At 63.8% G+C, this 22216-nt stretch carries 15 protein-coding genes; 5 read left to right on the top strand and 10 right to left on the bottom strand.

The features are described 5' to 3' along the window. Positions 1–40 precede the first annotated feature (40 nt). Both ACYVHT_RS12190 and ACYVHT_RS12185 read right to left on the bottom strand, forming a co-directional pair. On the bottom strand, positions 41–1744 hold the full coding sequence (locus ACYVHT_RS12190; protein ID WP_460551840.1) for a glycoside hydrolase family 28 protein: 1704 nt from the start codon (positions 1742–1744) through the stop codon (positions 41–43). A 354-nt stretch (positions 1745–2098) separates the two neighbouring features. Beyond that, positions 2099–4615 (bottom strand): TonB-dependent receptor plug domain-containing protein, encoded by a 2517-nt coding sequence (locus ACYVHT_RS12185; protein WP_460551837.1) that lies wholly within the window; start codon positions 4613–4615, stop codon positions 2099–2101. 211 nt (positions 4616–4826) lie between these two features. Here ACYVHT_RS12185 and ACYVHT_RS12180 point away from each other — a divergent pair, with 211 nt between their 5' ends. Then, a complete protein-coding gene (locus ACYVHT_RS12180) occupies positions 4827–5858 on the top strand; it encodes a LacI family DNA-binding transcriptional regulator (RefSeq protein ID WP_460551834.1) in 1032 nt (343 codons plus the stop codon). Positions 5859–5860: 2 nt separating this feature from the next. Here ACYVHT_RS12180 and ACYVHT_RS12175 read toward each other — a convergent pair whose 3' ends face one another. The 8 genes from ACYVHT_RS12175 to ACYVHT_RS12140 all read right to left on the bottom strand — a co-directional run bounded on the left by ACYVHT_RS12175 (position 5861) and on the right by ACYVHT_RS12140 (position 17082). Then, on the bottom strand, positions 5861–6646 hold the full coding sequence (locus ACYVHT_RS12175) for a rhamnogalacturonan acetylesterase (RefSeq protein WP_460551831.1): 786 nt from the start codon (positions 6644–6646) through the stop codon (positions 5861–5863). A gap of 180 nt (positions 6647–6826) precedes the next feature. Then, positions 6827–7657, bottom strand: a complete 831-nt coding sequence (gene prmA, locus ACYVHT_RS12170; protein ID WP_460551828.1) for a 50S ribosomal protein L11 methyltransferase — start codon at positions 7655–7657, stop codon at positions 6827–6829. A 92-nt stretch (positions 7658–7749) separates the two neighbouring features. Next, complete coding sequence (locus tag ACYVHT_RS12165) at positions 7750–11148, bottom strand: DEAD/DEAH box helicase (RefSeq protein ID WP_460551825.1); 3399 nt, start codon at positions 11146–11148, stop codon at positions 7750–7752. Positions 11149–11193: 45 nt separating this feature from the next. After that, on the bottom strand, positions 11194–11547 hold the full coding sequence (locus ACYVHT_RS12160; protein WP_460551822.1) for a DUF6150 family protein: 354 nt from the start codon (positions 11545–11547) through the stop codon (positions 11194–11196). 99 nt (positions 11548–11646) lie between these two features. Next, positions 11647–12414 (bottom strand): triose-phosphate isomerase family protein, encoded by a 768-nt coding sequence (gene tpiA, locus ACYVHT_RS12155; RefSeq protein WP_460551819.1) that lies wholly within the window; start codon positions 12412–12414, stop codon positions 11647–11649. A 78-nt stretch (positions 12415–12492) separates the two neighbouring features. Next, positions 12493–13407: a TspO/MBR family protein gene (locus ACYVHT_RS12150; protein WP_460551816.1), complete on the bottom strand. Its 915-nt coding sequence runs from the start codon at positions 13405–13407 to the stop codon at positions 12493–12495. A gap of 179 nt (positions 13408–13586) precedes the next feature. Next, positions 13587–16430 carry an excinuclease ABC subunit UvrA gene (uvrA, locus tag ACYVHT_RS12145; protein WP_460551813.1) on the bottom strand — a complete coding sequence of 948 codons (2844 nt, stop codon included), beginning with the start codon at positions 16428–16430 and terminating at the stop codon, positions 13587–13589. Positions 16431–16533: 103 nt separating this feature from the next. Then, positions 16534–17082, bottom strand: a complete 549-nt coding sequence (locus tag ACYVHT_RS12140) for a hypothetical protein (protein WP_460551811.1) — start codon at positions 17080–17082, stop codon at positions 16534–16536. Between the two features lie 126 nt (positions 17083–17208). Between ACYVHT_RS12140 and ACYVHT_RS12135 the strand changes: the two genes are divergently transcribed. The 4 genes from ACYVHT_RS12135 to ACYVHT_RS12120 all read left to right on the top strand — a co-directional run bounded on the left by ACYVHT_RS12135 (position 17209) and on the right by ACYVHT_RS12120 (position 22216). After that, positions 17209–18606 carry an alpha/beta hydrolase family protein gene (locus ACYVHT_RS12135; protein ID WP_460551808.1) on the top strand — a complete coding sequence of 466 codons (1398 nt, stop codon included), beginning with the start codon at positions 17209–17211 and terminating at the stop codon, positions 18604–18606. A gap of 179 nt (positions 18607–18785) precedes the next feature. Continuing rightward, entirely contained in the window at positions 18786–20270 is a 1485-nt protein-coding gene (locus ACYVHT_RS12130; protein WP_460551805.1) for an alpha/beta hydrolase family protein, read from the top strand. A gap of 98 nt (positions 20271–20368) precedes the next feature. Further along, on the top strand, positions 20369–21421 hold the full coding sequence (locus ACYVHT_RS12125) for a ComEA family DNA-binding protein (RefSeq protein WP_460551802.1): 1053 nt from the start codon (positions 20369–20371) through the stop codon (positions 21419–21421). A 156-nt stretch (positions 21422–21577) separates the two neighbouring features. After that, complete coding sequence (locus ACYVHT_RS12120) at positions 21578–22216, top strand: (2Fe-2S)-binding protein (protein WP_460551996.1); 639 nt, start codon at positions 21578–21580, stop codon at positions 22214–22216.

Raw genomic sequence — 22216 nt, 5'->3', positions numbered from 1 at the left:
TCGGAGCATCGCACGTGCGGTTGTGTTTTCAAATAGCGGGCTACCGCTGGGCCACGGTCACGGTTTTCTTCGCCACTTTCTCGCCCAGCTGCACGTCCTTTTTGGCCTTCTTGGTGTCGGTGTTGGTCAGGCGAATGTCCTTGCTGCGGTCGCCGGTTACGCGCAGCAGCAGCTCGGCCCCATTGGCGTAGCGGATGCCATCCAGCGCAATGTTGCGGCTGTTCTGCACTTCCATCACCGGCATGGTTTCGGTCGAAATCAGGGTCACGTTCTTCAAGCGGATATTCTCAGCCTCCTGACACACAAGGCCCTTTTTGCTTTCCAGCACCGCGTTTTCGATGCTGATGTCCTTGATGCTCATCTCGGGCAGGCCGCGCACCAGAATGCCGGTGGTGGCGCCTTTGCAGGTGATGTTCCGAATCTGGAAGTTTTTGAACTGCGGCGTGCCCTCGTTCAGCGGCTTGGCCTCGATGACGGGCGGCGCGGTGCTTTCGCCGGCCAGCGGCACGGGGTCCTTGGCGGCGTAGTACATGTCGAACAGCACGGCCTCGCCGGCAATGTCGGTCATGTCCACGCCGTCCACAAAGATGTTCTCGACCACGCCGCCCCGGCCCCGGGCCGTTTTGAAGCGCAGGCCCACGTCGGTGCCCATGAAGGTGCAGTTGCTCACATACAGGTTGCGCACGCCGCCCGACATCTCCGAGCCAATCACGAAGCCGCCGTGGGCGTGGTACACCCGGCAGTCGCGGATAATGAAATTCTCCGTCGGCACGCCGCGCTTGCGGCCCTCCTCGTCGCGGCCGCTCTTGATGCACAGCCCGTCGTCGCCCACGTCGAAGGTGCAGCCCTCAATCAGCCCGTTGCGGCACGATTCCACGTCGATGGCATCGGTGTTCTGGCCGTACCAGGGGTTGCGGGCCGTCACGCGGCGCACGGTCAGGTTCTCGCACAGCAGCGGGTGAATGGTCCAGGCCGGCGAGTTCTGAATCACAAAGTCTTCCAGCAGCACCTGCTTGCAGCGCGTGAGGCTCAGCATGTTGGGCCGCAGAAAGTCGCGAATGTCGTCGAAATCGGCCGGGTTGAGGCTCTTGCGGGGCGTGCGGCCGGCCGCCAGCAGGTTGCCTTTCAGCGAGCTGGCCGAAGGGTACCAATAGTCCTTCTTGTCGTTGAGCACGCCGCCCGACGCCAGCAGCTTCTGCCACTGCGTTTCGTTGAGCTTGCTCTTTTTCACGGGCCGCCAGGCATCGCCGGCGCCGTCGAAGGTGCCGCCACCGGTGATGGCGACGTTGGTCAGGTCGGTGCCCGAAATCGGGGCCTGGCTGCGGATGGCCTCCTCCCCTTCCCAGGTGGTTTTGATGAGCGGGTACTGGCTGCGGTCGGCCGTGAACTGCACCAGCGCGCCGGTGGCCAGGTGCAGGTTCACGTTGCTTTTCAGCACAATGGGGCCCGTCAGCCACAGGCCGCGCGGCACCAGCACCGTGCCGCCGCCCACGGCGCAGGCCTCGATGGCTTTGCGGAAGGCCTCGGTGTTGAGGGCCTGGCCGTCGGCCACGGCGCCGTACCTGGCCAGGTTGAAGGTGTCTTTTTTGAAAGACGGCTGCAGCACTACGGGCAGGCCAGGCTTGTCAGACATGGCGGAATTATCGGCCAGGAAAACCTGGGATTTCGGGGTTTCGGCCGGCCGGAAAGCCGCGGCCAAGAACGCCGTGGAGCCTGCCAGCAGCAGTGCCAGGGATGATTTCATGGGTGGGAATGAACAAGGCGGCCCCCGTCCGAGCCGTCGTTTTGAGAGAAAAAGGCCGTGTCGCCCTAACAATATTAGGCCCCTGCCGCACCTCAACTTCCCTGTACTGGCCCGGAAAGCCACCTTTTTTTGCGCAATCGTTGCCGGGAACGTTATCAAACGAACCGTTTTCTGTCGTGCGCAGGCCGTTACCCGGCTGCAAATCGTTCCGGAATTATTCCTAACCAGATGATGCGCAAAAGCCCTGCTGCGGAAATCAACAGGGCTTTGGGAGCGAATGGCAACCGCCGGCACAATGGGGTGCCGGCGCAAACCGGCCCGGCCATCCTCGGCGGGCCGGGCAGAACCGGAGGGTTATTTCCCCCTCACGCTCAGGGTGCCGCTGCCCAGGGCGGGGCGGCCGTCCAGGCTCAGTCCCTCGGCCGTGGCTTGGAAGCTGCCGCTGCCATCGGCGGTGAAGAAGTGCAGTTCGGCTTCGCCCTTGGCGTTGGTACTCACCAGCGGGTTCCAGTAGAGGGTGCTGGTGCGCGGGTCGGCGGGTGGGTTGGTGAGCAGGGCGTTGTAGCGCGGCTGGTAAAACTCGCGGGCCTCGTAGAAGCCGGCCAGCTTCACGGTGGCAATGCCGGGGGCGGGGCCTTTTTCGGGGCCTTTGTAGTTGGGATTGGCGCGCTTGGTATAGATGGCAATGGCCCCGCCACTGCCGCCGAAAATGGCGGCTTCGTTGCCCTTGAACACTTCCACCGACTCGACATCGCCCGCCGTCAGGCTGCTAATCATGTCGATGTCCACCCGGTTGCCGTCCAGAATAAACAGCGGTGAGCCGCTGTTGCGAATCTGGGCCGTCATGTTGGGCGGGTTGCCGCTGATGGTGAGGCCCGCCACCCGGCCCTGCAGGTATTGCAGAATGCTCATGGCCGACTGCGCGGCGGGCTCATTGGCGAAGTCAATCACGGTGCCGCCCGTGGCCCCGTAGAGGCGACGCGGGTCGTCGCGGGGCACGGCCTCGCGCTTGGCCGTCACGGCTACGTTGCTCAGGGTGATGTTGCGCACGGCTTTTTCGGGGTGCAGGTCCAGCTCGGCGGCCTGCACCTGGCGGCTGCGGCGCACAAACGTGGACACCGCCGCCGGGGCCTGCGCCAACGACGGCAGCACGGGCAGCGGCGGCCCATCGGGGGCCGGGCCCATGTCGGGCCGAATGATGACGTTGCTGCCGCCTTGCGCGCGCCGCGCCTGGAGCGTAATCAGGGCCGTGTCGCGCACCGGCACGCCGCTAAAGCTGAAGCGCCCGTCGGCATTGGTGCTCCCCGTCACGATGTTGCGGCTGGGCCGGGTTTGCAGAAACGTAAGCTGGCTGTTGGGGATGGGGCGGTTGCCGTGCTCGCTCACCACCTGGCCCACCAGGCTGATGTCTCTCTCCGGAGCAAAGCGCACGGCGGGCGCCTGGCCGGCCAGCACCTCCTTCCACACAAAGCGGCGCCAGCCCTGGGTGAGCAGCAGGTCGTCGAGGGCCAGCAGGGTGGCCGGGGCCTGGTCGTGGAAATAGTAGCCGGGGCTCTGCACGTAGCCCGTCAGGTCGGAGGTCAGCAGCAGGTTGGAGGCAATGGTTTCGGCATTGGGGTCGAGGGCGGCCAGGCCGGCATCGCTCACCCCCACCGAGAAAGTAGTGGCCACGGGCTGGCCGGCGGCATCGGTGACGCGCACGGCCAGCTGCACCGGGGCGTGCGCGCCGTAGCTGGGCTGGTCGGGCGTGATGCTGATGCGCAGATTGGTGGGGCCGTTCTGGGCAAAGGCCAGCCGCTCGCACTGCGGGCTGCCCTGCGCATCGAACAAGGTGAAATGCACAATGCCGGTGGGGTAATTCTTTTTCGGCATCCGCCAGGTGGCGGGCGCATCGCCGGTGAGGGTGCGCGGGCCGGGATAGGCCGCCACGCCCCGCACCTGCGTCATGAGCTGCACGGGGCCGGGCGCGGGGGCCCCGGCCGCGCCCCGGTAGCGGGCCTCCACCACAAAATCGGCCCCGCCATCCACAACGTGCATGACGTAGCCGCTGGGCTTGGCCGCGGGCAGCGGGTAATCGACCGCGCTGCCGTCGGGCAGGGTGAGGTGGGCGTGGTAGCGCTGGCCCGCGCCGGGCACGAAGGCAAAGCGCCCCATGCCGGCGTGGCGGCTGCTGAAATCCTTCACAATCACAGCATTCTGCGCGTTCAGAAGCTGGCCGCGCACGTCGAGCCCCCGGCCGCTGGCATCGGTGGCCTTGCAGCCCACCACGGCGGGCAGGCCCTCTACCAGGTAGCCGCCTTCGGGAAAAAACTGCACGTCGGGCCGGGCCGCGGCGGCGGCGCGGGCACGGGCATAGGCCGTGGTGGGGGCAGCCGGCTTGCTGGGCTCCTGCGGGCCGAGGGGCGAGGCGGGCCACACGCTCAGCTGGCGGCTGTATATAAAATCTTCGCCGGCATTGCGCATCCAGTTGGTGTAGGCGCGCAGCACGTAGGTGCCGGCGGCCAGGGTGTCGGCAATGTCGAGGTCGCCGGTGGCGCGGCCGCCCTGCAGGCGCAGGGTGCGGCGGGCCACCACCTTGCGCTCGGGCGAGAGCAAATCGACGTGCAGCACGGCGCTGAGCGAGTCGAGCTGGTGCCGCGAGGCATCGACCACGTAGGCGCTGAACCAGATGGTTTCGCCGGTGCCGTACACGGGCCGGTCGAGGTGCAGGTAGGCTTTTTCCTGGCGGGCGGCGGTGTAGAACTCGCCCAGCTGGCGCGCAATGCGGGCCAGCAGGGGCTCATCGGTTGGCTGCGGCCGAAAGGCCGACAGGGCCGCACCCACGGCCAGCAGGCCCACGGCCATTGCTTGTTGCAAACGCACTTTTCTCATACGGGGCATTCGGGCAAAAACGGCTGGCTCACAACACCGGAACCAGGCCCTAGATTAGGCTGCAAAGATGGCGACGGCATGAAGCCCGCGCGAGGGTTGGGTTTCGTTTGGCCGATATTAACCGGCCTATGCAGCGAGCGGGGTTCCGATTTAGCTAAAAAATCGGTACTCTTGCACTGGATTTGGCTTGTGTACTCCTTTCCCTACGCGCTTGGACCCCGTTACCATTAAGGACATCGCGCACGCGCTGAACCTGTCGACCTCGACGGTATCCAGGGCATTGCGCGACAGCTACGAAATCAGCCCCGAAACCAAGCGGCTGGTGATGGAATATGCCGAGCGGCTTAATTACCGGCCCAATCCCATTGCCCTCAGCCTGAAGGGCAACAGCAGCAAAGCGCTGGCCGTCATCGTGCCCCAGATTGCGAACAACTTCTTTTCGCAGGCCATCAACGGCATCGAGGCCATTGCCTACAACCGGGGCTACCACGTCATCATTTTCCAAACCCACGAGAGCTACGAGCGCGAGGTGGCCAACGTGCGCCAGGCCGTGGCCCGCCGCGTCGATGGCCTGCTCCTGTCGCTGAGCAGCGAAACCTCCGACGTGGCGCACCTGAAAACGGTGATTGAGCAGGGCGTGCCGCTGGTGCTCTTCGACCGCGTGGCCGCCGAGCTGCCCGTGACGCAGGTGGTGGCCGATAATTTCGGCGGAGCCTACGCCGCCACGTCGCACCTGCTCCAGACCGGGCGGCGGCGCATTGCCCACCTCACCATTCCGCCCTACCTCAGCATTGCGCAGGAGCGCCTGGCCGGCTACCGCGCCGCGCTGGAGCAATACGGCGTGCCCTACGACGAAAACCTGGTGCGCTACGGCACCTTCGGCCCCGACGAGGCCGGGCCGCTGGTGGACGAGCTGCTGGCTCTTTCGCCTCCGCCCGATGCCTTTTTCACGGCCAGCGACCGGCTGGCGCTGGGCGCGCTGGGGGCGTTGCAGCAGCGCGGCATCGGCGTACCCGGGCAGGTGGCGCTGCTCAGCTTCACCAACTCGCAGTCGGCCCACCTGCTCAACCCGCCGCTGAGCACCGTGACGCAGCCGGCCCAGGAAATCGGCCAGCTCGCCGCCGAGCGCCTCATCGAGCAGATTGAGCGTAAGAACAAAAGCACCGGCCCCAGCACCATGAAGCTGCCCACCACCCTGGTGGTGCGGGAGTCGTCGCGGGCGGTGGCGAAGGTGGTGGGGTAATTTTACCGGGCCTGCGGGTCCACCGTTTTGGGTGCCTCGCGCTGCACAATGCGGCTGGCCAGCTCCAGTTTCAGCGCACGGATATCGGCCAGCACGATTTGCGCCATTCTGCGGGCTCCCAGCTCGTTGAAGTGGGTGTTGTCTTCCTTGCCGGCGGGGTAGTTGGGGTGCTCGCCGGGCAGCAGCTGGTTGAAGAGCAGGCGGGAGTTTTCGACGCCCATTTGCTGCAGCAGGGCCTGGCTTTCGCGGTCGAGGTCGATGAGGGCAACCTGCTGCTCGCGGGCGGTGACGCGCACGATTTCCGAATACACGTTGTGCGTGCCTTCCACCTGGCCGGCCGCGTCGAACTTGCGCCGGGCCACGGGCGTGATGAGCACGGGCGTAGCCTTTTTGGCGCGGGTTTCGGCAATGAAGCGGATGAGGTAGTTCTTGTAATCGGCTTCGGGCGTGTAGCTGCGCTTGGTGGGCACCTCGTCGTTGTGGCCGAACTGGATGAACACGTAGTCGCCCTCGTGCAGGGCGGCGGCCACGGGCTGCCAGCGGTTTTCGGCCACGAAGGTTCTGGTGCTGCGGCCGTTCTGCGCCCGGTTGTCCACGGTCACGGTTTCATCGAAGAAAATGGCAAACGGCATGCCCCAGCCCGTTTCGGGGTAGTTCTTCACCTCTTTTATCGACATCGTGGAATCGCCGATGAGGTACACGGTAATGTGCGCCGGCGGCATCACAAACGCCGTCAGCAGCAATATGCCAAGCGTGGCGATGCAGCCGATAATCCGATGAATGAGCATGAGTAAATTGGGCGGATTCGACCTGGTTGCATCTGATTGGAAAGTCGTTTTTTAAAGCGTCTGTCAGCCTGAGCGGAGCGAAGGACCTTACCACGGCCGAACGACCAGCCTTAATTCAAACGCAGCAGACGTGACAAGGGCCTTCGCTCCGCTCAGGATGACAGCTTTTTAAGCCTGCGACTACTCTTTCTCAAAAATAGCCGACACCCAGCTCCGCAGCGTGCGGTGGCGCTGGTAGCGCAGGCCATGTTTGCTGGCTTCGGCCTGAATCTTCAGCAGGTCTTCCTCGTAGAAGCCGCTGAACAGGATGGGCCGGCCGGTGGGCAGCAGGCGGGCGTATTCGTGCATGTCTTCGAGCAGCACGTTGCGGTTGATGTTGGCCAGGATGAGGTCGAAGGGTTCCTCGTTGGCCAGCGTCTCTACGCCGCCCAGGCGGCACTCGATGCTGTGGCACTGGTTTTCGGCGGCGTTGTCGCGGGCGTTTTCCACGGTCCAGGGCTCGGTGTCCACGGCCAGCACCTGGCGGGCGCCCAGCAGCTCGGCCATGATGGCCAGAATGCCGGTGCCGGTGCCCATGTCGAGCACGCGCAGGCCTTTGTGGTCCACATCGAGCTGGTTTTCAATCATCAGCGCGGTGGTTTCGTGGTGGCCCGTGCCGAACGACATGCGCGGCATTATCACAATGTCGTAGTCGACGCCGGCCGGCTCGGGGTGAAACGGGGCGCGCACCGACACCCGCTCGGCAATGATGAGCGGCTGGAAGTTCTTCTCCCACTCGGCGTTCCAGTTCTGGCGCGTGATGACGCGGTGCGAGTGGCTCAGCTCGCCCTGGCCCTCGTAGCGGCTCATGACTTCGGCCACCGCGTCGGGGTTGAAAATGTCCTCGGTGGTGTAGGCACGGAAGCCCTCGTCGGTGTCCTCAAAGGTGTCGAAGCCTACTTCGGCCAGCTCGGCCACCAGGATGTCGGCCAGCTCGCGCGGGGCCTCAACGGTCAGTTCAATAAAATCCATGCTGCAAAAGTAGGGTGCGGGGCTTGCCCCCGCCCGTCGTTGGACAGCCAATGCGGAATCATTCAGCGACGGGCGGGGGCAAGCCCCGCACCCTACTCAAATAACCCCAGCAGCTCCTCGCGCGACAGCGACTTGAGCACGGCCGCATCGGTCCGGATGAGGTCGCTGGCCAGGGCGGTTTTGCCGGCCTGCATGGTCTGGATTTTTTCCTCGATGGTATCCGGGCAGATGAGGCGCACGGCCACCACGGGCTTGTCCTGGCCCAGGCGGTGGCTCCGGTCGATGGCCTGGTTTTCCACGGCCGGGTTCCACCACGGGTCCACGAGGTACACGTAGTCGGCCTCGGTGAGGTTGAGGCCGGTGCCGCCGGCTTTCAGGCTGATGAGGAACACGCGCACCGTCGGGTCGTGCTGAAACGTGGCCACGGCGGCGGCCCGGTCGCGGGTCTGGCCCGTGAGGTAGGCCGTGCGGATGCCGCGCTCCGTGAGCGCCGTCCGAATCACGTCCAGCATCCGCACAAACTGCGAAAACACCAGAATCTTGTGCTGCGGGGCCTTGTTATCAATCTCGCGCAGCAGCACCTGCAGCTTGGCCGAAGCCGCGCCGAAGCTCTCGTCCTCGCGCAGCAGGGCCGGCGAATCGCAAATCTGCCGCAGCTTGGTGAGGCCCTGCAGAATGTGCACCCGCTCCTTCAGCGGGTGGTCGGGGTGCTGGCCCATCAGCCGGTCGCGGTACTCCTTGCGGTGGAAATCGTAGACGCGGCGCTGCTCCTCGTCCATGGGGCAGTGCAGCACCATCTCGGTCTTGGGCGGCAGCTCGGCCGCCACCTGCTGCTTGGTGCGGCGCAGCACGAAGGGCTCGATTTTGCGGCGCAGCGCCCGGGCGTGCACTTCCGAATGAAACTTGTCGATGGGCAGCGCAAACTGGTCTTTGAAGTGCTGCTGGCTGCCCAGCAGGCCGGGGCAGGCAAAGGAAAGCTGCCCGTAGAGGTCGTAAGTATTGTTTTCGAGCGGCGTGCCGGTGAGCACCACGCGGTTGCGGGCCTGCAAAAGGCGCGCCGCCCGGTAGCGCAGCGAATCGGGGTTTTTGATGGCCTGCGACTCGTCCAGAAACACGTAGTTGAAGCGGTAGTGCTTCAGGAAAGCAATGTCGGAGAGCAGCGTGCCGTAGGTGGTCAGCACCACGTCGTAGTGGGCAAAATCAGCCGCGTCGCGCGGCCGGTCCGGCCCGTGCGCCGTGAGCAGCCGCAGGCCGGGGGCAAACTTCGCCGCCTCGGCCTGCCAGTTGAAAACCAGCGACGTAGGCACCACCACCAGGCTGGCCGCGCCGGGCGCTTTGGCCCGCTGCGTGAGCAGAAAAGCCAGCACCGTAATGGTCTTGCCCAGCCCCATGTCATCGGCCAGGCAGCCGCCGAAATTGAAGGCATCGAGAAAGCCCAGCCAGCTGAGGCCATGCTGCTGGTAGGGCCGCAGCTCGCCGCGCAGGTCGGGCGGCGGAGGCAGCGGGGCAATGCCGGCGAAGCCGGCCACCCGGGCTTCGTATTCGGCCAGCCGGGAGCGGGTTTCGGGGGCCAGGGCGGCGGCCTCGTACTCGTCCCGAATGGCGGCGTAGTTGATGTTGGGCGTGCGAATCCGGTCGCCCACCAGCTCACCGGCGGCGAAGTAGCGGGCAAACTTCGCAATCCATTCTTCCGGCAAAATGCCCTGGGTGCCGTCGCCCAGCGTCACGTATTTGCTCTTGTTGCGCAGGGCTTTATGAATGCTGGAAACCGATGCCCGCAGCCCGCCAAAATGGACGTGCAGCTCCGTTTCGAACCAGTTGATTTCGGTGCCCACCCGCACCGTTACCTTCGCCTTATTGGGGTTCAGCCGGTTGTTTTTCAGCTCATTGAAGCCCAGCACCGTGATTCCTGCCTGCTCCCAGCCCTCAAACGCTTCCAGAAACCATTCCTCCTCCAGAAACTGCCGCCGCGACAGATACAGCGCCTCGCGCCCCAGCTCCAGCTGCTCCTCAAACGCCGGCTGCTGGCGCACCAGCAGTCCCGTAAACGCCAGCTCGGCCGCCCGGTCACGGGGCACCGAAAAGGGCTTGCCCGTGGCCGGGTCGGTGGCGTGAATGGTTTTGCGCGAGAGAATGGGGACTTCTACGCTGCCGTATTTCATCACGGGCAGCACGTCGATGAAGCCGCCGGAATCGGCCAGGTAAATCAGGCGCGCCGGGGCGCTCACAAAGCCCTGCTCGATTAGCTGCCCCGGCGTGGCGGGCGCCAGGTCGGTGTACACGATTTCGACCCGGTTTTCCAACCTGCTCAGAATGCTTTCCTGAAAGGCCGGAAACTGGCTCTGGTGCAGCAGCAGCGCATTGTGCCGCGCCTTAAAAAAGGTCAGCAGCCGCATCACCTCCGGCCGGTCGGGCAGGTGCCAAACACCGGGCTGCAGCGCCACAAACGCGCCGAACTTCAGGGGCAGCAGGCGCAGGTCGTGGGGCTGGCCGTTGAGCACCACGCAAACCGAGATGGCGAAAAACGGCGCTTCTTCCTCCACCAGCACCTGCACCTCCGCCTTCGCCAGCCGTAGCGCGATGGGCCGCAGCGTCGGGGCCGTGGTTTTCTCCGAAACCGGGGCGTCGCTCACGTACACAGGCAGGCCCAGCGGGTTGCGCACCAGGGCAGCCAGCGCCTGCTGGTCGGCCTCGGGGTTGCGCTCGGTGTGCTGGTGCTGCAGCTGCGAGATGCCGGTGTAGAAGCGCAGCACGGCCAGGTCGTCGCCGGCCAGCCCGGCTTCGAGGGGAGGCACCCAGGCCAGCGGGTTTTTCGGCTTGCCGCCGGCAGTCAGCGTCGCTTCGAAAAGATGGACGGTGAGATGGTCGTAAAACTTATGCCTGCCCACCACCACGATGCGCTGAGTGGGCGGGGCATCGGGCCGGGGCAAAACCGCCCGGGGCGGCGGCAGCAAGGCCTCGGCCAGCTGCCGCTGGGCAGCCGGCGTGAGCGGAAGCAAGCCCGCCCGCCGGGGCATTATCTCCAGCCGCTGATTTGCGTAGCGCAGGCTGAAGTACGCTTCCAGATTCGGCTCTTTTTCCAGGCCGTAGGGCCGGGCGGCGGCCACCAGCTGCTGGCAGCGCAGTTTCTCATCAAAAAAAACCCGCAGCTCCGGCCGGTGCAGCAGCGCCAGCAAAACGGGCACCTGGTGCTCGCACAAGGGCGAGTCCGTGACCGCCGCGCAGGGGCAGCTTATGCGCAGGCCGGCGGCCGTCTGGGTCACGGCTACCGTCGGAAACCACGATTGCGCCGAAGGCTGGCCAAAGGTCCCGTCGTTGATAAGCAGCGTTTCGGGCTCAATGGTCAGGTAATGGCGGCCGGGGGCCGGGCCGCCATCCGGGCCCGCACTGTGCGCCGCGATGAGGCCCGCCGTGAGGTCGGCTACCGCAAGGCCCTGAAAAGTATAGGTGTGCGCCGCCGGGTCGTCGTATGCAGTAGCGTCGGGTGGCATCGGCAGAGCGGGCAGGCGCGGGCTAAGGAGCTGATTAGCGCGTTGCTAATTATTGGTTTTGCAGCCCGCAAACGAGCGCACGGTGGTGTAGTGAATGCTTAAATCGGCCCGGCTGCGGTCCGTCACCACCAGCAGCACGTAGTCGGCAAAGTCGCGGGCGGGCGCATCGGCCCACAGCCCGACCTTGTCGGCAAACAGCCGGTTGTTCTCCTTGAAAACCAGCAGGTCGGCAAAGGCTTCCTCCGGCTCAACATAGACTGTGCCGTGGCAGTAGGTACGCCGGGCGGGGTCGGTTTCGAGGTACACCGAGCCGTAGATTTTGCACGGCTCCAGCGGGCCGGCAGCGGGGCTTTTGGCCGGCAGCAGGGCCAGGAAAAAGGTTAACAGGAAAGAGAGCATTTGACAAGGGTTTAGTTTTGAATGTTGAGGGTTGAGTGTCAAAGGCAATGCCACGCTACGCGTTCAACTCAACACTCAACCCTAAAAATTCAACCCTCCTTAAAACGACCGGATAATTGCCGTGAAGTCCGCCGCTTTCAGCGAAGCGCCGCCGATGAGGCCGCCGTCCACATCGGGCTGCGCAAACAGCTCTTTAGCGTTCTGCGCGTTGGCCGAGCCGCCGTAGAGAATGGTGGTATCGAGGGCCGCCTGGGCATCGTAGGCGCGGGCAATCTGCTCGCGGATGAAGGCGTGCACTTCCTGCGCCTGGGCGCTGGTGGCGGTGCGGCCCGTGCCGATGGCCCAGATGGGCTCGTAGGCAATGGTCACCTGGGCAAATTCTTCGTTGCTAAGGTGAAACAGGCCCGAAGCCAGCTGCTGGCCAATGAAGTCAAACGTTTCGTCGGCCTCGCGGGTGTCCAGCGACTCGCCCACGCAGAAGATGGGTTTCAGGCCGGCGGCCAGGGCGGCTTTCAGCTTCTGGCCCAGCAGCTCGTCGTCTTCGCCGAAATACTGCCGGCGCTCGGAGTGGCCCAGAATCACGTATTCGCAGCCCACCGACGCCAGCATCCTGGCCGATACTTCGCCGGTGAAGGCGCCGCTTTCCTTCTGGTGGCAGTTCTGGGCGCCGAGGTGGAATTTCGAGTTTTCGGGCAGCTTTTCGCCCACGCTGTGCAGAAACGGAAACGGCGGGCAAACCACGATTTCCGGGGCATTGGCGGCAGAAGCAGCTTCGCCGGCCAGGCTAGTAATTTCTTCTACCAGGGCCAGGGCCTCGGGGTAGGTCAGGTTCATTTTCCAGTTGCCGGCAACAAGGTTTTTGCGCATGATGAGCGGAGCGAGTGATGTGGGAGTACGCTCACAAAGCTACAGGCCAAAGCCGGTTGGCAACGACAGGTGCGCGGCTTACCGGCCCGCACGCTCGGCGTTGCGGGCCGCTATTTCGGCCTCCACGGCGGCAGCGGCTTCATCGCGCAGCTGCCAGGGCGTTTTGCGGCCGCCCAGGCGCGAGAAGCCAATGCCGGCCAGCGCAACGATTGCCGCCCCAATCAGCGCGGCCCAGCCCAGCTCGGGCACTTCGCGCAGCCGCACCACCCACACCCACACCAGGGCCCAGGCCACCACCAGCGGAAACACCATGTCGCGAAACACGCGGCTCATAATCAGCCCCAGCGCCACCACCACAAAAATCAGCGCCAGCGTCAAAGTCACCGAAGCGCCTTCGGCCGTCTGCCAGCCCATCTGCCGCAGGCCGATGGTGATGTTGATAACCGCGGCCACCGAAATCCAGCCCAGATACAGCGAAAACGGCACGCCGGCCAGTGCCGGTGCGGCATCGGCAAAAATGCGCCGCCGGGCCCGGCCGTACGTCACAATCAGGCTGCCGAGAATGAGCAGCATCACGCCCACGCTGGGCAAAATCAGCTCGTAGGCAAATAGCACCACCCAGGCGGCGGTAGCCAGATTTGCCACAATGAGCGGCTTGGCCAGTGCATCGGGCAGCGACAAATTGCGCTGCGCCGGCAGCAGCTGCCACACGGCATACCCCATCAGAGTCAGAAAAATTAGCCCCCAGATGCTGAATGCGTAGCCCGCCGGCGTGAGCAGCGTAGGGTATCTGGCCGAAACCGCGCCCATCGTATGCCCCGCAAAAGGATGCGTATTCGAATAATAGTTTAGCCCGATATTGCCCACGATGGCCAGTGCCGCCGTCCAGCGCCACAACTGCCCCGTAGCCGAGTGGTCGGGCGCAGCATAATGGTCTGAAACCGATTTAGAAGCAGGTTTTCGCTCCAATGGCATGGTGGACGTGGTGGGCATAATCGCAACGGTTGGGGAGGTGAGAAGCGAAAGGGCGACGAACTTACGGATTTATCTTCACCGTTGGTTCTCAATCAGACCGTTCGCACCTTACAAGACGCTAGTTATACTAAAAAAGCTTCTCTATAAACCCGCACAAATGCTATTTGGCAATCGGTCTTCGAATTATGCGGGTGGCCTTACTGCACCTTTTCGGCCAGAAAGCGGGCCGTGTGGTTGGTATCCCTGAGCTTCACCATGGCCTCGGGCGTGCCCTCAAACAGCAGATGCCCGCCGTTGAGGCCGCCCTCGGGACCGAGGTCGATAATCCAGTCGGCGCACTTGATGATGTCCACGTTGTGCTCGATGATGAGCACCGAGTTGCCCTGCTCGATGAGGGCGTTGAGCGCGCCCAGCAGCTTGGCGATGTCGTGGAAGTGCAGGCCGGTGCTGGGTTCGTCGAAGATGAACAGGATTTTCTCCTGCTGCAGCGTGGCGCCCTTGGTGAGGAAGCTGGCCAGCTTCACGCGCTGGGCCTCGCCGCCGCTCAGCGTGTTAGCCGACTGCCCGAGGCGGATGTAGCCCAGGCCCACGTCCTCGAGCGGCTTGAGGCGCTCGGCCACTTTGGGCTGGCTCTGGAAGAACTGCACGGCATCGGCCACGGTCATTTCCAGCACCTCGTCGATGCCCTTGTCCTGGAATTTAATTTCCAGAATGTCCTGCTTGAACTTGTGGCCGCCGCAGCCCTCGCAGGTCAGGTAGATGTCGGCCATGAACTGCATCTCGATTTTCACCTGGCCCTCGCCCTGGCACACTTCGCAGCGCCCGCCGTCCACGTTGAAGCTGAAGTGCGAGGGCTTGAGGCCCCGCGCCTTGGCCAGCGGCTGCTCCGAAAACAGCGTCCGAATCTGGTCGTAGGCCTTCACGTAGGTCACCGGGTTCGAGCGCGAGGACTTGCCGATGGGGTTCTGGTCCACGAACTCGACGTGCGACACCTGCCCGTTCACGCCCGTCAGGCGGTCGAACTTGCCGGTGCTTTCGCCCGCGCCGCCGCCCAGCATCTTCATCAGGGCCGGGGCCAGGATGCGCTTGATGAGCGTGGACTTGCCCGAGCCCGACACGCCGGTTACCACGGTCATCACGCCCAAAGGCAGCTTCACGCTCACGTTTTTGAGGTTGTTTTCGCGGGCGCCGGTCAGCTCCAGGGCGTTGCGCCAGGGCCGTCGCACTTTGGGCACGGGCACTTCCATGCGGCCGCTCAGGTACTGGCCGGTGTAGGTTTCGGTGTCCTGCAGCAGCTCCACCATGGTGCCCTGAAACATCAGGTTGCCGCCGCCGCTGCCGGCCTCGGGACCGATGTCGATAATCTGGTCGGCGGCCTCCATCATCTTTTCCTCGTGCTCCACCACTACCACCGTGTTGCCGAGCTGCTGCAGCGAGCGCAGCACCCCGATGAGCTGCTCGGCATCCTTGGGGTGCAGGCCGATTGAGGGCTCATCGAGCACGTACATCGAGCCCACCAGCGCCGAGCCCAGCGAAGTAGCCAGCGAGATGCGCTGGCTCTCGCCGCCGCTCAGCGTGTTGCTCAAGCGGTTCATTGTCAGGTAGCCCAGGCCCACGCGGTTGAGGTATCCGAGGCGGTTGGTGATTTCCGTCACGAGGCGTTCGGCTACTTTTTGCTCGTGCTCACTCAGGGTCATGTTTTCGAAGAACGTCAGGGCCTCCGAGATGGGCAGCAGCACGATGTCGGCAATGCTGCGGCCGTCGATTTTCACGTACTGCGCGTCTTTGCGCAGGCGGGTGCCGCGGCAGTCGGGGCAGGTGGTGCGGCCCCGGTAGCGGCTTTGCAGCACGCGGTACTGAATTTTGTGGGTCTGCTCGGCCACCCATTTGAAATAGGCGTCGAGTCCCTGAAAATACTTGTTGCCGGTCCAGAGCAGGCGCTGCTCGGCCTCGCTCAGCTCATTATACGGGCGGTGAATGGGAAAATCGAAGCGGATGCCGTTTTTCAGCAGCGGCTTCAGCCACTCGCCCTGTTTTTCGGTGCGCCAGGGCGCAATGGCCCCTTCATACACCGTCATGCTCTTGTCCGGAATCACCAAATCCTCGTCGATGCCCAGCACCGAGCCGAAGCCCTCGCAGGTCTGGCACGCGCCGTAGGGGTTGTTGAAGGAGAAGAAGTTGACGCTGGGCTCTTCGAAGGTGATGCCGTCCAGCTCAAACTTATCGGAGAAGGTGCGGACGTCGTCGCCGTTCAGATGCACCACGCAGGTGCCATGGCCTTCAAAAAACGCGGTTTGCACCGAGTCCGACAGACGGAACAGCAGGTCCTCATCATCGGGCCGCAGCACGGCGCGGTCTATCATGATGTAAACGTCGCCTTTCACCTCGGGCTGCCCCTCCCCTATCAGGTCCTCAATCTGCGACGTCACGCCCTCAACCACCACGCGGCTGTAGCCTTTCTGCAGCAGCAAATCCAGCTCCTTGCTCATGGGGCGCGTCTTGTCGACACGGTGCAGCGGGGCCAGCACCATGGCACGGGTGCCCTCGGGCTGCGCGGCCAGGAAATCGACCACGTCGGCCACGTTGTCCTTGCGCACCTGCTCGCCGCTCACGGGCGAGTACGTGCGGCCCACCCGCGCAAACAGCAGCTTGAGGTAGTCGTAAATCTCGGTGCTGGTGCCCACCGTCGAGCGGTTGTTCTTGATGCTGACCTTCTGCTCGATGGCAATGGCCGGCGAAATGCCCCGGATGTAATCCACGTCGGGCTTGTCCATGCGGCCCAGAAACTGGCGGGCGTAGCTGCTCAGGCTCTCCACGTACATGCGCTGGCCCTCAGCATACAAGGTATCGAAGGCAAGGCTCGACTTGCCCGAGCCCGAGAGGCCCGTGACGACGATGAACTGGTTGCGCGGCAGAGCCACGCTGAGGTTTTTGAGGTTGTGAACCCGGGCGTTTTTGATGAGGATGAATTCGCGCGGGTCGAGGTTATCAATGGCGTTGTCGGCGGGGGCCGAAACTTGCAAAGCGTCTTTTTTGGGCATAAACGAACTAACAGCCAAGTGGGGCCGGAAGGTTTCGGCCAAGGGCATTTGCTGTGAGTACGAAGGTACGGCCGGGGCGAAGGCAATCTACCGACGTTGTAAGTCAATTGTCAGTTTTGCTGAGCTGATAATAAGGCCCATTCGCCAAGTTATGCGGGTGAGTGTTTGCGACCTGCTTGCTTGTAAACTCATTACTCCAATACACCCTAACTGTTTTGCTCTGGTCCCCAAAGTCCTCCAGCTTAAAATCCATGAACCCCAGCCGAGTACTGCTGGAATTATTCCGCGAATAGGCAAGCTTATTTCCCGAACCACGACACAATGTGCCATAGAACACGAGCGTCTGGCCCGCTGGAATATCGATTTCTGTTTCTACATTTTTATCACAGCCATCTGAGCAGAAGCCATAAATTCCCTTTGAAACCCACGACTCTTCCCAACTACACGTCATCGTCGAAATTCTGCGAGTTTTATTGCTTTTGTTCTGAAGTTTCACTTTAGCATAAAGTACAGGCCCTGCATGTTTTTTACCACTTTTATCAATCCCCGTTACTTCTACAACTACTGCTAAATCTTGATAACCGGAAATTAAGTGCTGCGCCCTTGCTGCAAAGCAACTCGTCAGCATTACCAATAAGATAATATTCTTCATAAAGGCAGTCTTTCGCAGAGGTAACGCTAAAAAATTGCTTGAAATATAAAAAGTGATTTTATCTCAACATTTAGAAATTTGTCTAATTATCTTCGTAACATTGCGCATCACTTCACCGCTACTGCTATGCCCATGCTTACCCGCTCCTTTCTCGGTGCCACCGTTGCCGCGCTGCTCGGCCTCACCGCCCATGCCCAGACCGCCCAGCCCAGCCTCACCGGCGACTGGTCGGGCACGCTGGGGCCGCTGGAGTTCACCGCGCACCTCACCGACCCGGCAGGCGGGCCGCGCACGGCCACGCTCGACATCCCGGCCCAGCACGCCAACGGTCTGGTCATGCAATTCACCGCGCCGGCCGACAGTGTGTACCTGCGCATGCGGCAGCCCGTGGCCGCACAGTTTGCCGGCCGCCGCTCGGCCGATGGCCAGCAGCTGACCGGCGAGTGGCAGCAGGGCCTGCGCTCGTTTCCGCTCACCTTCACCCGCAGCAACGGCGCAGCCAAACCTGCCGGCCCCAAGCGACCCCAAACGCCGCAGCCGCCCTTCCCCTACCAGTCGGCCGACGTGACGTTTAAAAACGACAAGGCCGGCATCACGCTGGCCGGCACCTACACCGTGCCGGCCGATAAGGGTCCGTTTCCGGCCGTGGTGCTGCTCACCGGCTCGGGGCCGGAAGACCGCAACGAAACCATTATGGGGCACCAGCCCTTCGCGGTGCTGGCCGACTACCTGACGCGCCACGGCATCGCCGTGCTGCGCTTCGACGACCGGGGCGTGGGCCAGAGCGGCGGCACGCTGAAGGGCAGCACCAGCGCCGACTACACCACCGATGCCCAGGCCGCGCTGGCGTGGCTGCGCACCCAGCCCGGCATCCGCAAAAACCAGGTGGGCCTGCTGGGGCACAGCCAGGGCGGCACGGCGGCCATTGGGGCGGCAGGCCAGCCGGGCGGCCCCGATTTTATAGTGCTGCTGGCCGGGCCGGCCCTCCCCGGCGATGAGCTGATTGTGCAGCAGTCGGTAGCCCTGGCCCGCCTGCAAACCACCGATGCCGCCCAGCTGGCCGCCACCGAAAAAACCCAGCGCGCCATGACGCAGATTATTCAGAAAACGGCTGACGACGCCCAGGTGCATACCCAGCTGCTTGCCCTCTACAACCCCACCAACGACGCCAATACGGCCGCCGCGCTGGAGTCGCAGCTCGGCATGATGACTTCGCCCGACTACCGCCACCTGCTGGCCGACCGCCCGGCCCAAACGCTGGCCAAAGTGCGTTGCCCGGTGCTGGCCCTCGGCGGCAGCAAAGACCTGCAGGTGCCCGCCACCGCCAACCTGGCCGCCACCACGGCGGGCCTGAAGGCGGCCGGCAACCGCGACGTGACCGTGAAAGAACTGCCCGGCCTCAACCACCTGTTTCAGACGGCCGGCACCGGCAGCCCGGCCGAGTACGGCACCATCGAAGAAACGTTTTCGCCGGGGGCGCTGGCCGTCATTGGCGACTGGATAGCGCAGCATACCCGGAAATAGTACGCACTCCGGCGGTGCCGTTTTTGTAGCAAGGCTGCCTCGCAAGGGCAGCCTTTCTTATTCGAAATACCTGACTGCTCAAAGACCAAAAATCATTGCCTGCAAAAAACATTTGTTGTACTTTTCGACCTTCATTGTCTTTTATATGTTATTCATTGCGCTTTTTATAGTCTGATTCCATGATAAGATTTATACTTGCCGCCCTTCTTCTACTGGCACTCATCACCGGAAGTGTGGTGGTAGCCTTTGCGGCACCGCCCGCCCCCGTGCCGCTCAACGGCCAGTGGAAGGGCCCCCTGAAGCTGCTTGGTGGCGAAATCACCGTCATCATCACCATCGTACCGCTCACCAACGGCACCTACTACGCGGCCCTCGATGCCCCGCAGCAGCGCATCAGCCGCATGCCGGTGGACGTGGAGCTGAAGGATGACAACCTGACGCTGCGCATCGAGCAGGCCGGCAGCAGCTTCGTGGGCAAGGTGCAGGACGAGGGCGCGACCCTCAGCGGCATCTGGAAGCAGCCCGGCGTAACCGGCCCGATGGTGCTCAAGCGGGCCGAGGCTTCCAAGCAGGCCGTTACCAGGTTTAAGGCCACGCCGCCCTACCGCGAGAGCGACGTTGCGTTTACCAACCCGGCCACCAAAAACCGGCTGGCCGGCACGCTCACCATTCCGGCGGGCGAGGGACCGTTTGCGGGCGTGGTGCTGGTTTCCGACTCAGGGCCGCAGACCCGCGACGTGGACGTGAACGGCTACCGCATGTTTGGCCAACTGGCTGACTACCTGACGCGCCACGGCATTGCCGTGCTGCGGTTTGATGACCGGGGCGTGGGCAAATCGACCGGCCACTACGCCACCGCCACCACCGCCGATTTCGTGACCGATGCCCAGGCCGCCCTCACGTTCCTGCGCGCGCAGAAGCTGGTGGCAGCGCACCGCGTGGGCCTGCTGGGCCACGGCGAGGGGGCCAACGTGGCGCTGCTGGCCGCCGCTACACCGGGCCGGGCGCCGGCCTTCGTCGTGTCGTTGGCCGGGTACGGGCAGCTGGGCAGCGAGGTGCTGCGCCGCCAGCAGAGCGAAATCATGCGCCTGATTGGGGCCGACCCTTCGCAGGTGAAAGCAGCCCAGGACGTGTACCAGCGCACGGTGGACGTAATTCGCCAAACCCCCGACAACGCCGTGGCCCGTCCTAAGGTAGCTTCGCTGCTCACGGCGGCCAACATGGGCCTCGATGCCAGCATGGCCCGGGCCCGGGCCGTGCAGCTGACCTCGCCGTGGTCGCGCTATTTCTTCGACTTCGACCCGCAGGCCAAGCTCGACAAGGTGCAGTGCTCGGTGCTGCTGCTCAACGGCACGTCCGATTTGCAGGTATCGAGCAAGCGCAACATGGTGCCGCTCTACAAGGCCCTGCGCCGCGCCAAGCGCACGGCCACCGAATACAAGCTCGACGGCATCAACCACTTGTTTCAGCCCGCGCCCAACCAGTGGCCCATGATAAACGGCACCCAGCAGGCCGTTTTCTCACCCGAGGGCCTGAAGCTCATCCATGCCTGGGTGGCCCAGGAAACCCGCCCGCCCGGCGACCCGCTCCCCGTGACGGTGAAGCGCCCCGGCCCTACCCGCAAAACCAACCGCACGCCCAGCACCAGCAAGGCCCGGAGCTAGTTTCCGGGGGTGGTACGGCCGGGCTATTTTGCTTATACTTGCACGCTGTCCTCGTATAAATGAGGGCTTTGGCTACCTGCTCCGCTTCTTCTACCGCCATGTCTGCCCTGCCCTCCCCGCGTCCGCGCTGGTCCTGGAATGCCCTTAACCCAATGCGCTGGGTCCGGCGCTACTTCGGCTACTCGCGCGGTGAGGCACGGGGCATGGTGGGCATCCTGCTGCTGATGGCAGGCTTCGTGACCGCACCCATTCTGCTGCGGCCCGAGCTGCCCAGCTACCTGCCATCTGCCGACCAAAAGGCGCTGAATGAGCTGGCTGCGCAGCTAAAAGAGCACCGCACCACCGACCCCGGCTACGCCAGCCGCTACCCGAAGCGGGAGTATAAAAAGTTCGAGCGCGGCGCTTCCCGCTATCCGCAGGTGGCGCGCGTGCGCCTGGCCCCTTTCGACCCCAACACGCTCTCGGCCGAAGGATGGGAGGCGCGCGGCGTGCCGCACTTTGTAGCCAGCCGCATGGTGAAATACCGCGAGGCGGCCGGCGGCTTCAAGGCCAAAGCGCAGGTGAAGAAGATGTACGGGCTGGAAGACTCGGTGTACCAGCGCCTGGCCCCGTTTATGCAGCTGCCCGACGAAGCCCCCAGGCGCGACTACGCGGCCAGCAGGCCGGGGCCGGACGGCAAGCTTCCGCCTTTCGCCAGCGCCGATGGTGCACCGGCCAAATTTCCCCGCAAGCCGCGCAACCTCCGGCCCTTCGACCTGAACACGGCCGATACCACGCAGCTCATGCAGATTCGGGGCATTGGCGCGGGCCGGGCCAGGTGGGTGGTGCGCTACCGCAACCAGCTCGGCGGCTATTTGCGCGAGGACCAGCTCGACGAGGTTTTCGTGCTGCGCGACGCGCCGGACTTGCGCGACAGCCTTCGGAAATACACCTTCATTGCGCCGGGCTTCGCACCCAAAACTCTGAACGTGAACACGGCAACGTTTGACGAGCTGTACCTGCAGCCCTACATCGGCAAGCCCCGGGCGCGCATCATTGTGGCGTATCGGCAGCAGCACGGACCGTTTAAAACGGTGGAGGATTTAAAGCAGATTCCCATTCTGAAGCCGGCCGACTGGGAGAAAATGCGGCCTTACGTGCGCTGCGAGTAAGCCCGCCACCGGGCTCTTCGAAAAAAGATTCGCCGGTAAGCAACCCTTGGAAATGGTAGTATCGTAGTAGGTGGTTGAACTTACCCGCCCGGCCAGCCCCACCAACGGGACACCAGCGGCTGAATAAGACCGGACTTCTCTTCCCTCCTACTTATGATGGATAACCCTACGCCCGATGCGGCTGCGCAGCCCGACGGCCTGGTGCCCAGCGACGGCCGCCGCTCGTTTATCAAGCAAGCCACCGGGCTGCTGGGCCTGGCCCTGGCCCCGCCCCTCATCGGCCAGGCCGAGCGGCTCACGGCGCTGTCGAAGAAGGTAGCCGGCGTGAGCGAGATGCGCCTGAAAGTGAACGGCACGCTGCGCACCATTCAGGCCGAGCCCCGCGTGACGCTGCTCGACGCCCTGCGTGAGCGCCTCGACCTCACGGGCTCGAAGAAAGGCTGCGACCACGGCCAGTGCGGGGCCTGCACCGTGCTGGTGGACGGCCGCCGCGTGAACAGCTGCCTCACCCTGGCCGTGATGGTGCAGGGCAAGGAAATAACCACCGTAGAAGGCCTGGCCAAAGGCGAAGAGCTGCACCCGCTGCAAGCTGCCTTCATCGAGCACGACGGGTTTCAGTGCGGCTACTGCACGCCCGGCCAGCTCATGTCGGGCGTGGCGTGCCTCAAAGAAGGCCACGCCAAAACCGATGCCGACGTGCGCGAGTGGATGAGCGGCAACCTGTGCCGCTGCGGGGCCTACCCCAACATTGTGGCCGCCATCCGGCAGGTGGAGCAGAGTGGTTTTAAAGGGTAA

It is taken from the genome of Hymenobacter daeguensis, assembly GCF_054780555.1.
This window is presented reverse-complemented; position numbering and strand designations above follow the sequence as displayed.

Bases quoted from the DNA above. Each gene is read 5' to 3' on its own strand.
- ACYVHT_RS12190 (WP_460551840.1), bottom strand. From the start codon at position 1,744: ATGAAATCATCCCTGGCACTGCTGCTGGCAGGCTCCACGGCGTTCTTG.
- ACYVHT_RS12185 (WP_460551837.1), bottom strand. From the start codon at position 4,615: ATGAGAAAAGTGCGTTTGCAACAAGCAATGGCCGTGGGCCTGCTGGCC.
- ACYVHT_RS12175 (WP_460551831.1), bottom strand. From the start codon at position 6,646: ATGCTCATTCATCGGATTATCGGCTGCATCGCCACGCTTGGCATATTG.
- prmA (WP_460551828.1), bottom strand. From the start codon at position 7,657: ATGGATTTTATTGAACTGACCGTTGAGGCCCCGCGCGAGCTGGCCGAC.
- ACYVHT_RS12165 (WP_460551825.1), bottom strand. From the start codon at position 11,148: ATGCCACCCGACGCTACTGCATACGACGACCCGGCGGCGCACACCTAT.
- ACYVHT_RS12160 (WP_460551822.1), bottom strand. From the start codon at position 11,547: ATGCTCTCTTTCCTGTTAACCTTTTTCCTGGCCCTGCTGCCGGCCAAA.
- tpiA (WP_460551819.1), bottom strand. From the start codon at position 12,414: ATGCGCAAAAACCTTGTTGCCGGCAACTGGAAAATGAACCTGACCTAC.
- ACYVHT_RS12150 (WP_460551816.1), bottom strand. From the start codon at position 13,407: ATGCCCACCACGTCCACCATGCCATTGGAGCGAAAACCTGCTTCTAAA.
- uvrA (WP_460551813.1), bottom strand. From the start codon at position 16,430: ATGCCCAAAAAAGACGCTTTGCAAGTTTCGGCCCCCGCCGACAACGCC.
- ACYVHT_RS12140 (WP_460551811.1), bottom strand. From the start codon at position 17,082: ATGAAGAATATTATCTTATTGGTAATGCTGACGAGTTGCTTTGCAGCA.
- ACYVHT_RS12135 (WP_460551808.1), top strand. From the start codon at position 17,209: ATGCCCATGCTTACCCGCTCCTTTCTCGGTGCCACCGTTGCCGCGCTG.
- ACYVHT_RS12130 (WP_460551805.1), top strand. From the start codon at position 18,786: ATGATAAGATTTATACTTGCCGCCCTTCTTCTACTGGCACTCATCACC.
- ACYVHT_RS12125 (WP_460551802.1), top strand. From the start codon at position 20,369: ATGTCTGCCCTGCCCTCCCCGCGTCCGCGCTGGTCCTGGAATGCCCTT.
- ACYVHT_RS12120 (WP_460551996.1), top strand. From the start codon at position 21,578: ATGGATAACCCTACGCCCGATGCGGCTGCGCAGCCCGACGGCCTGGTG.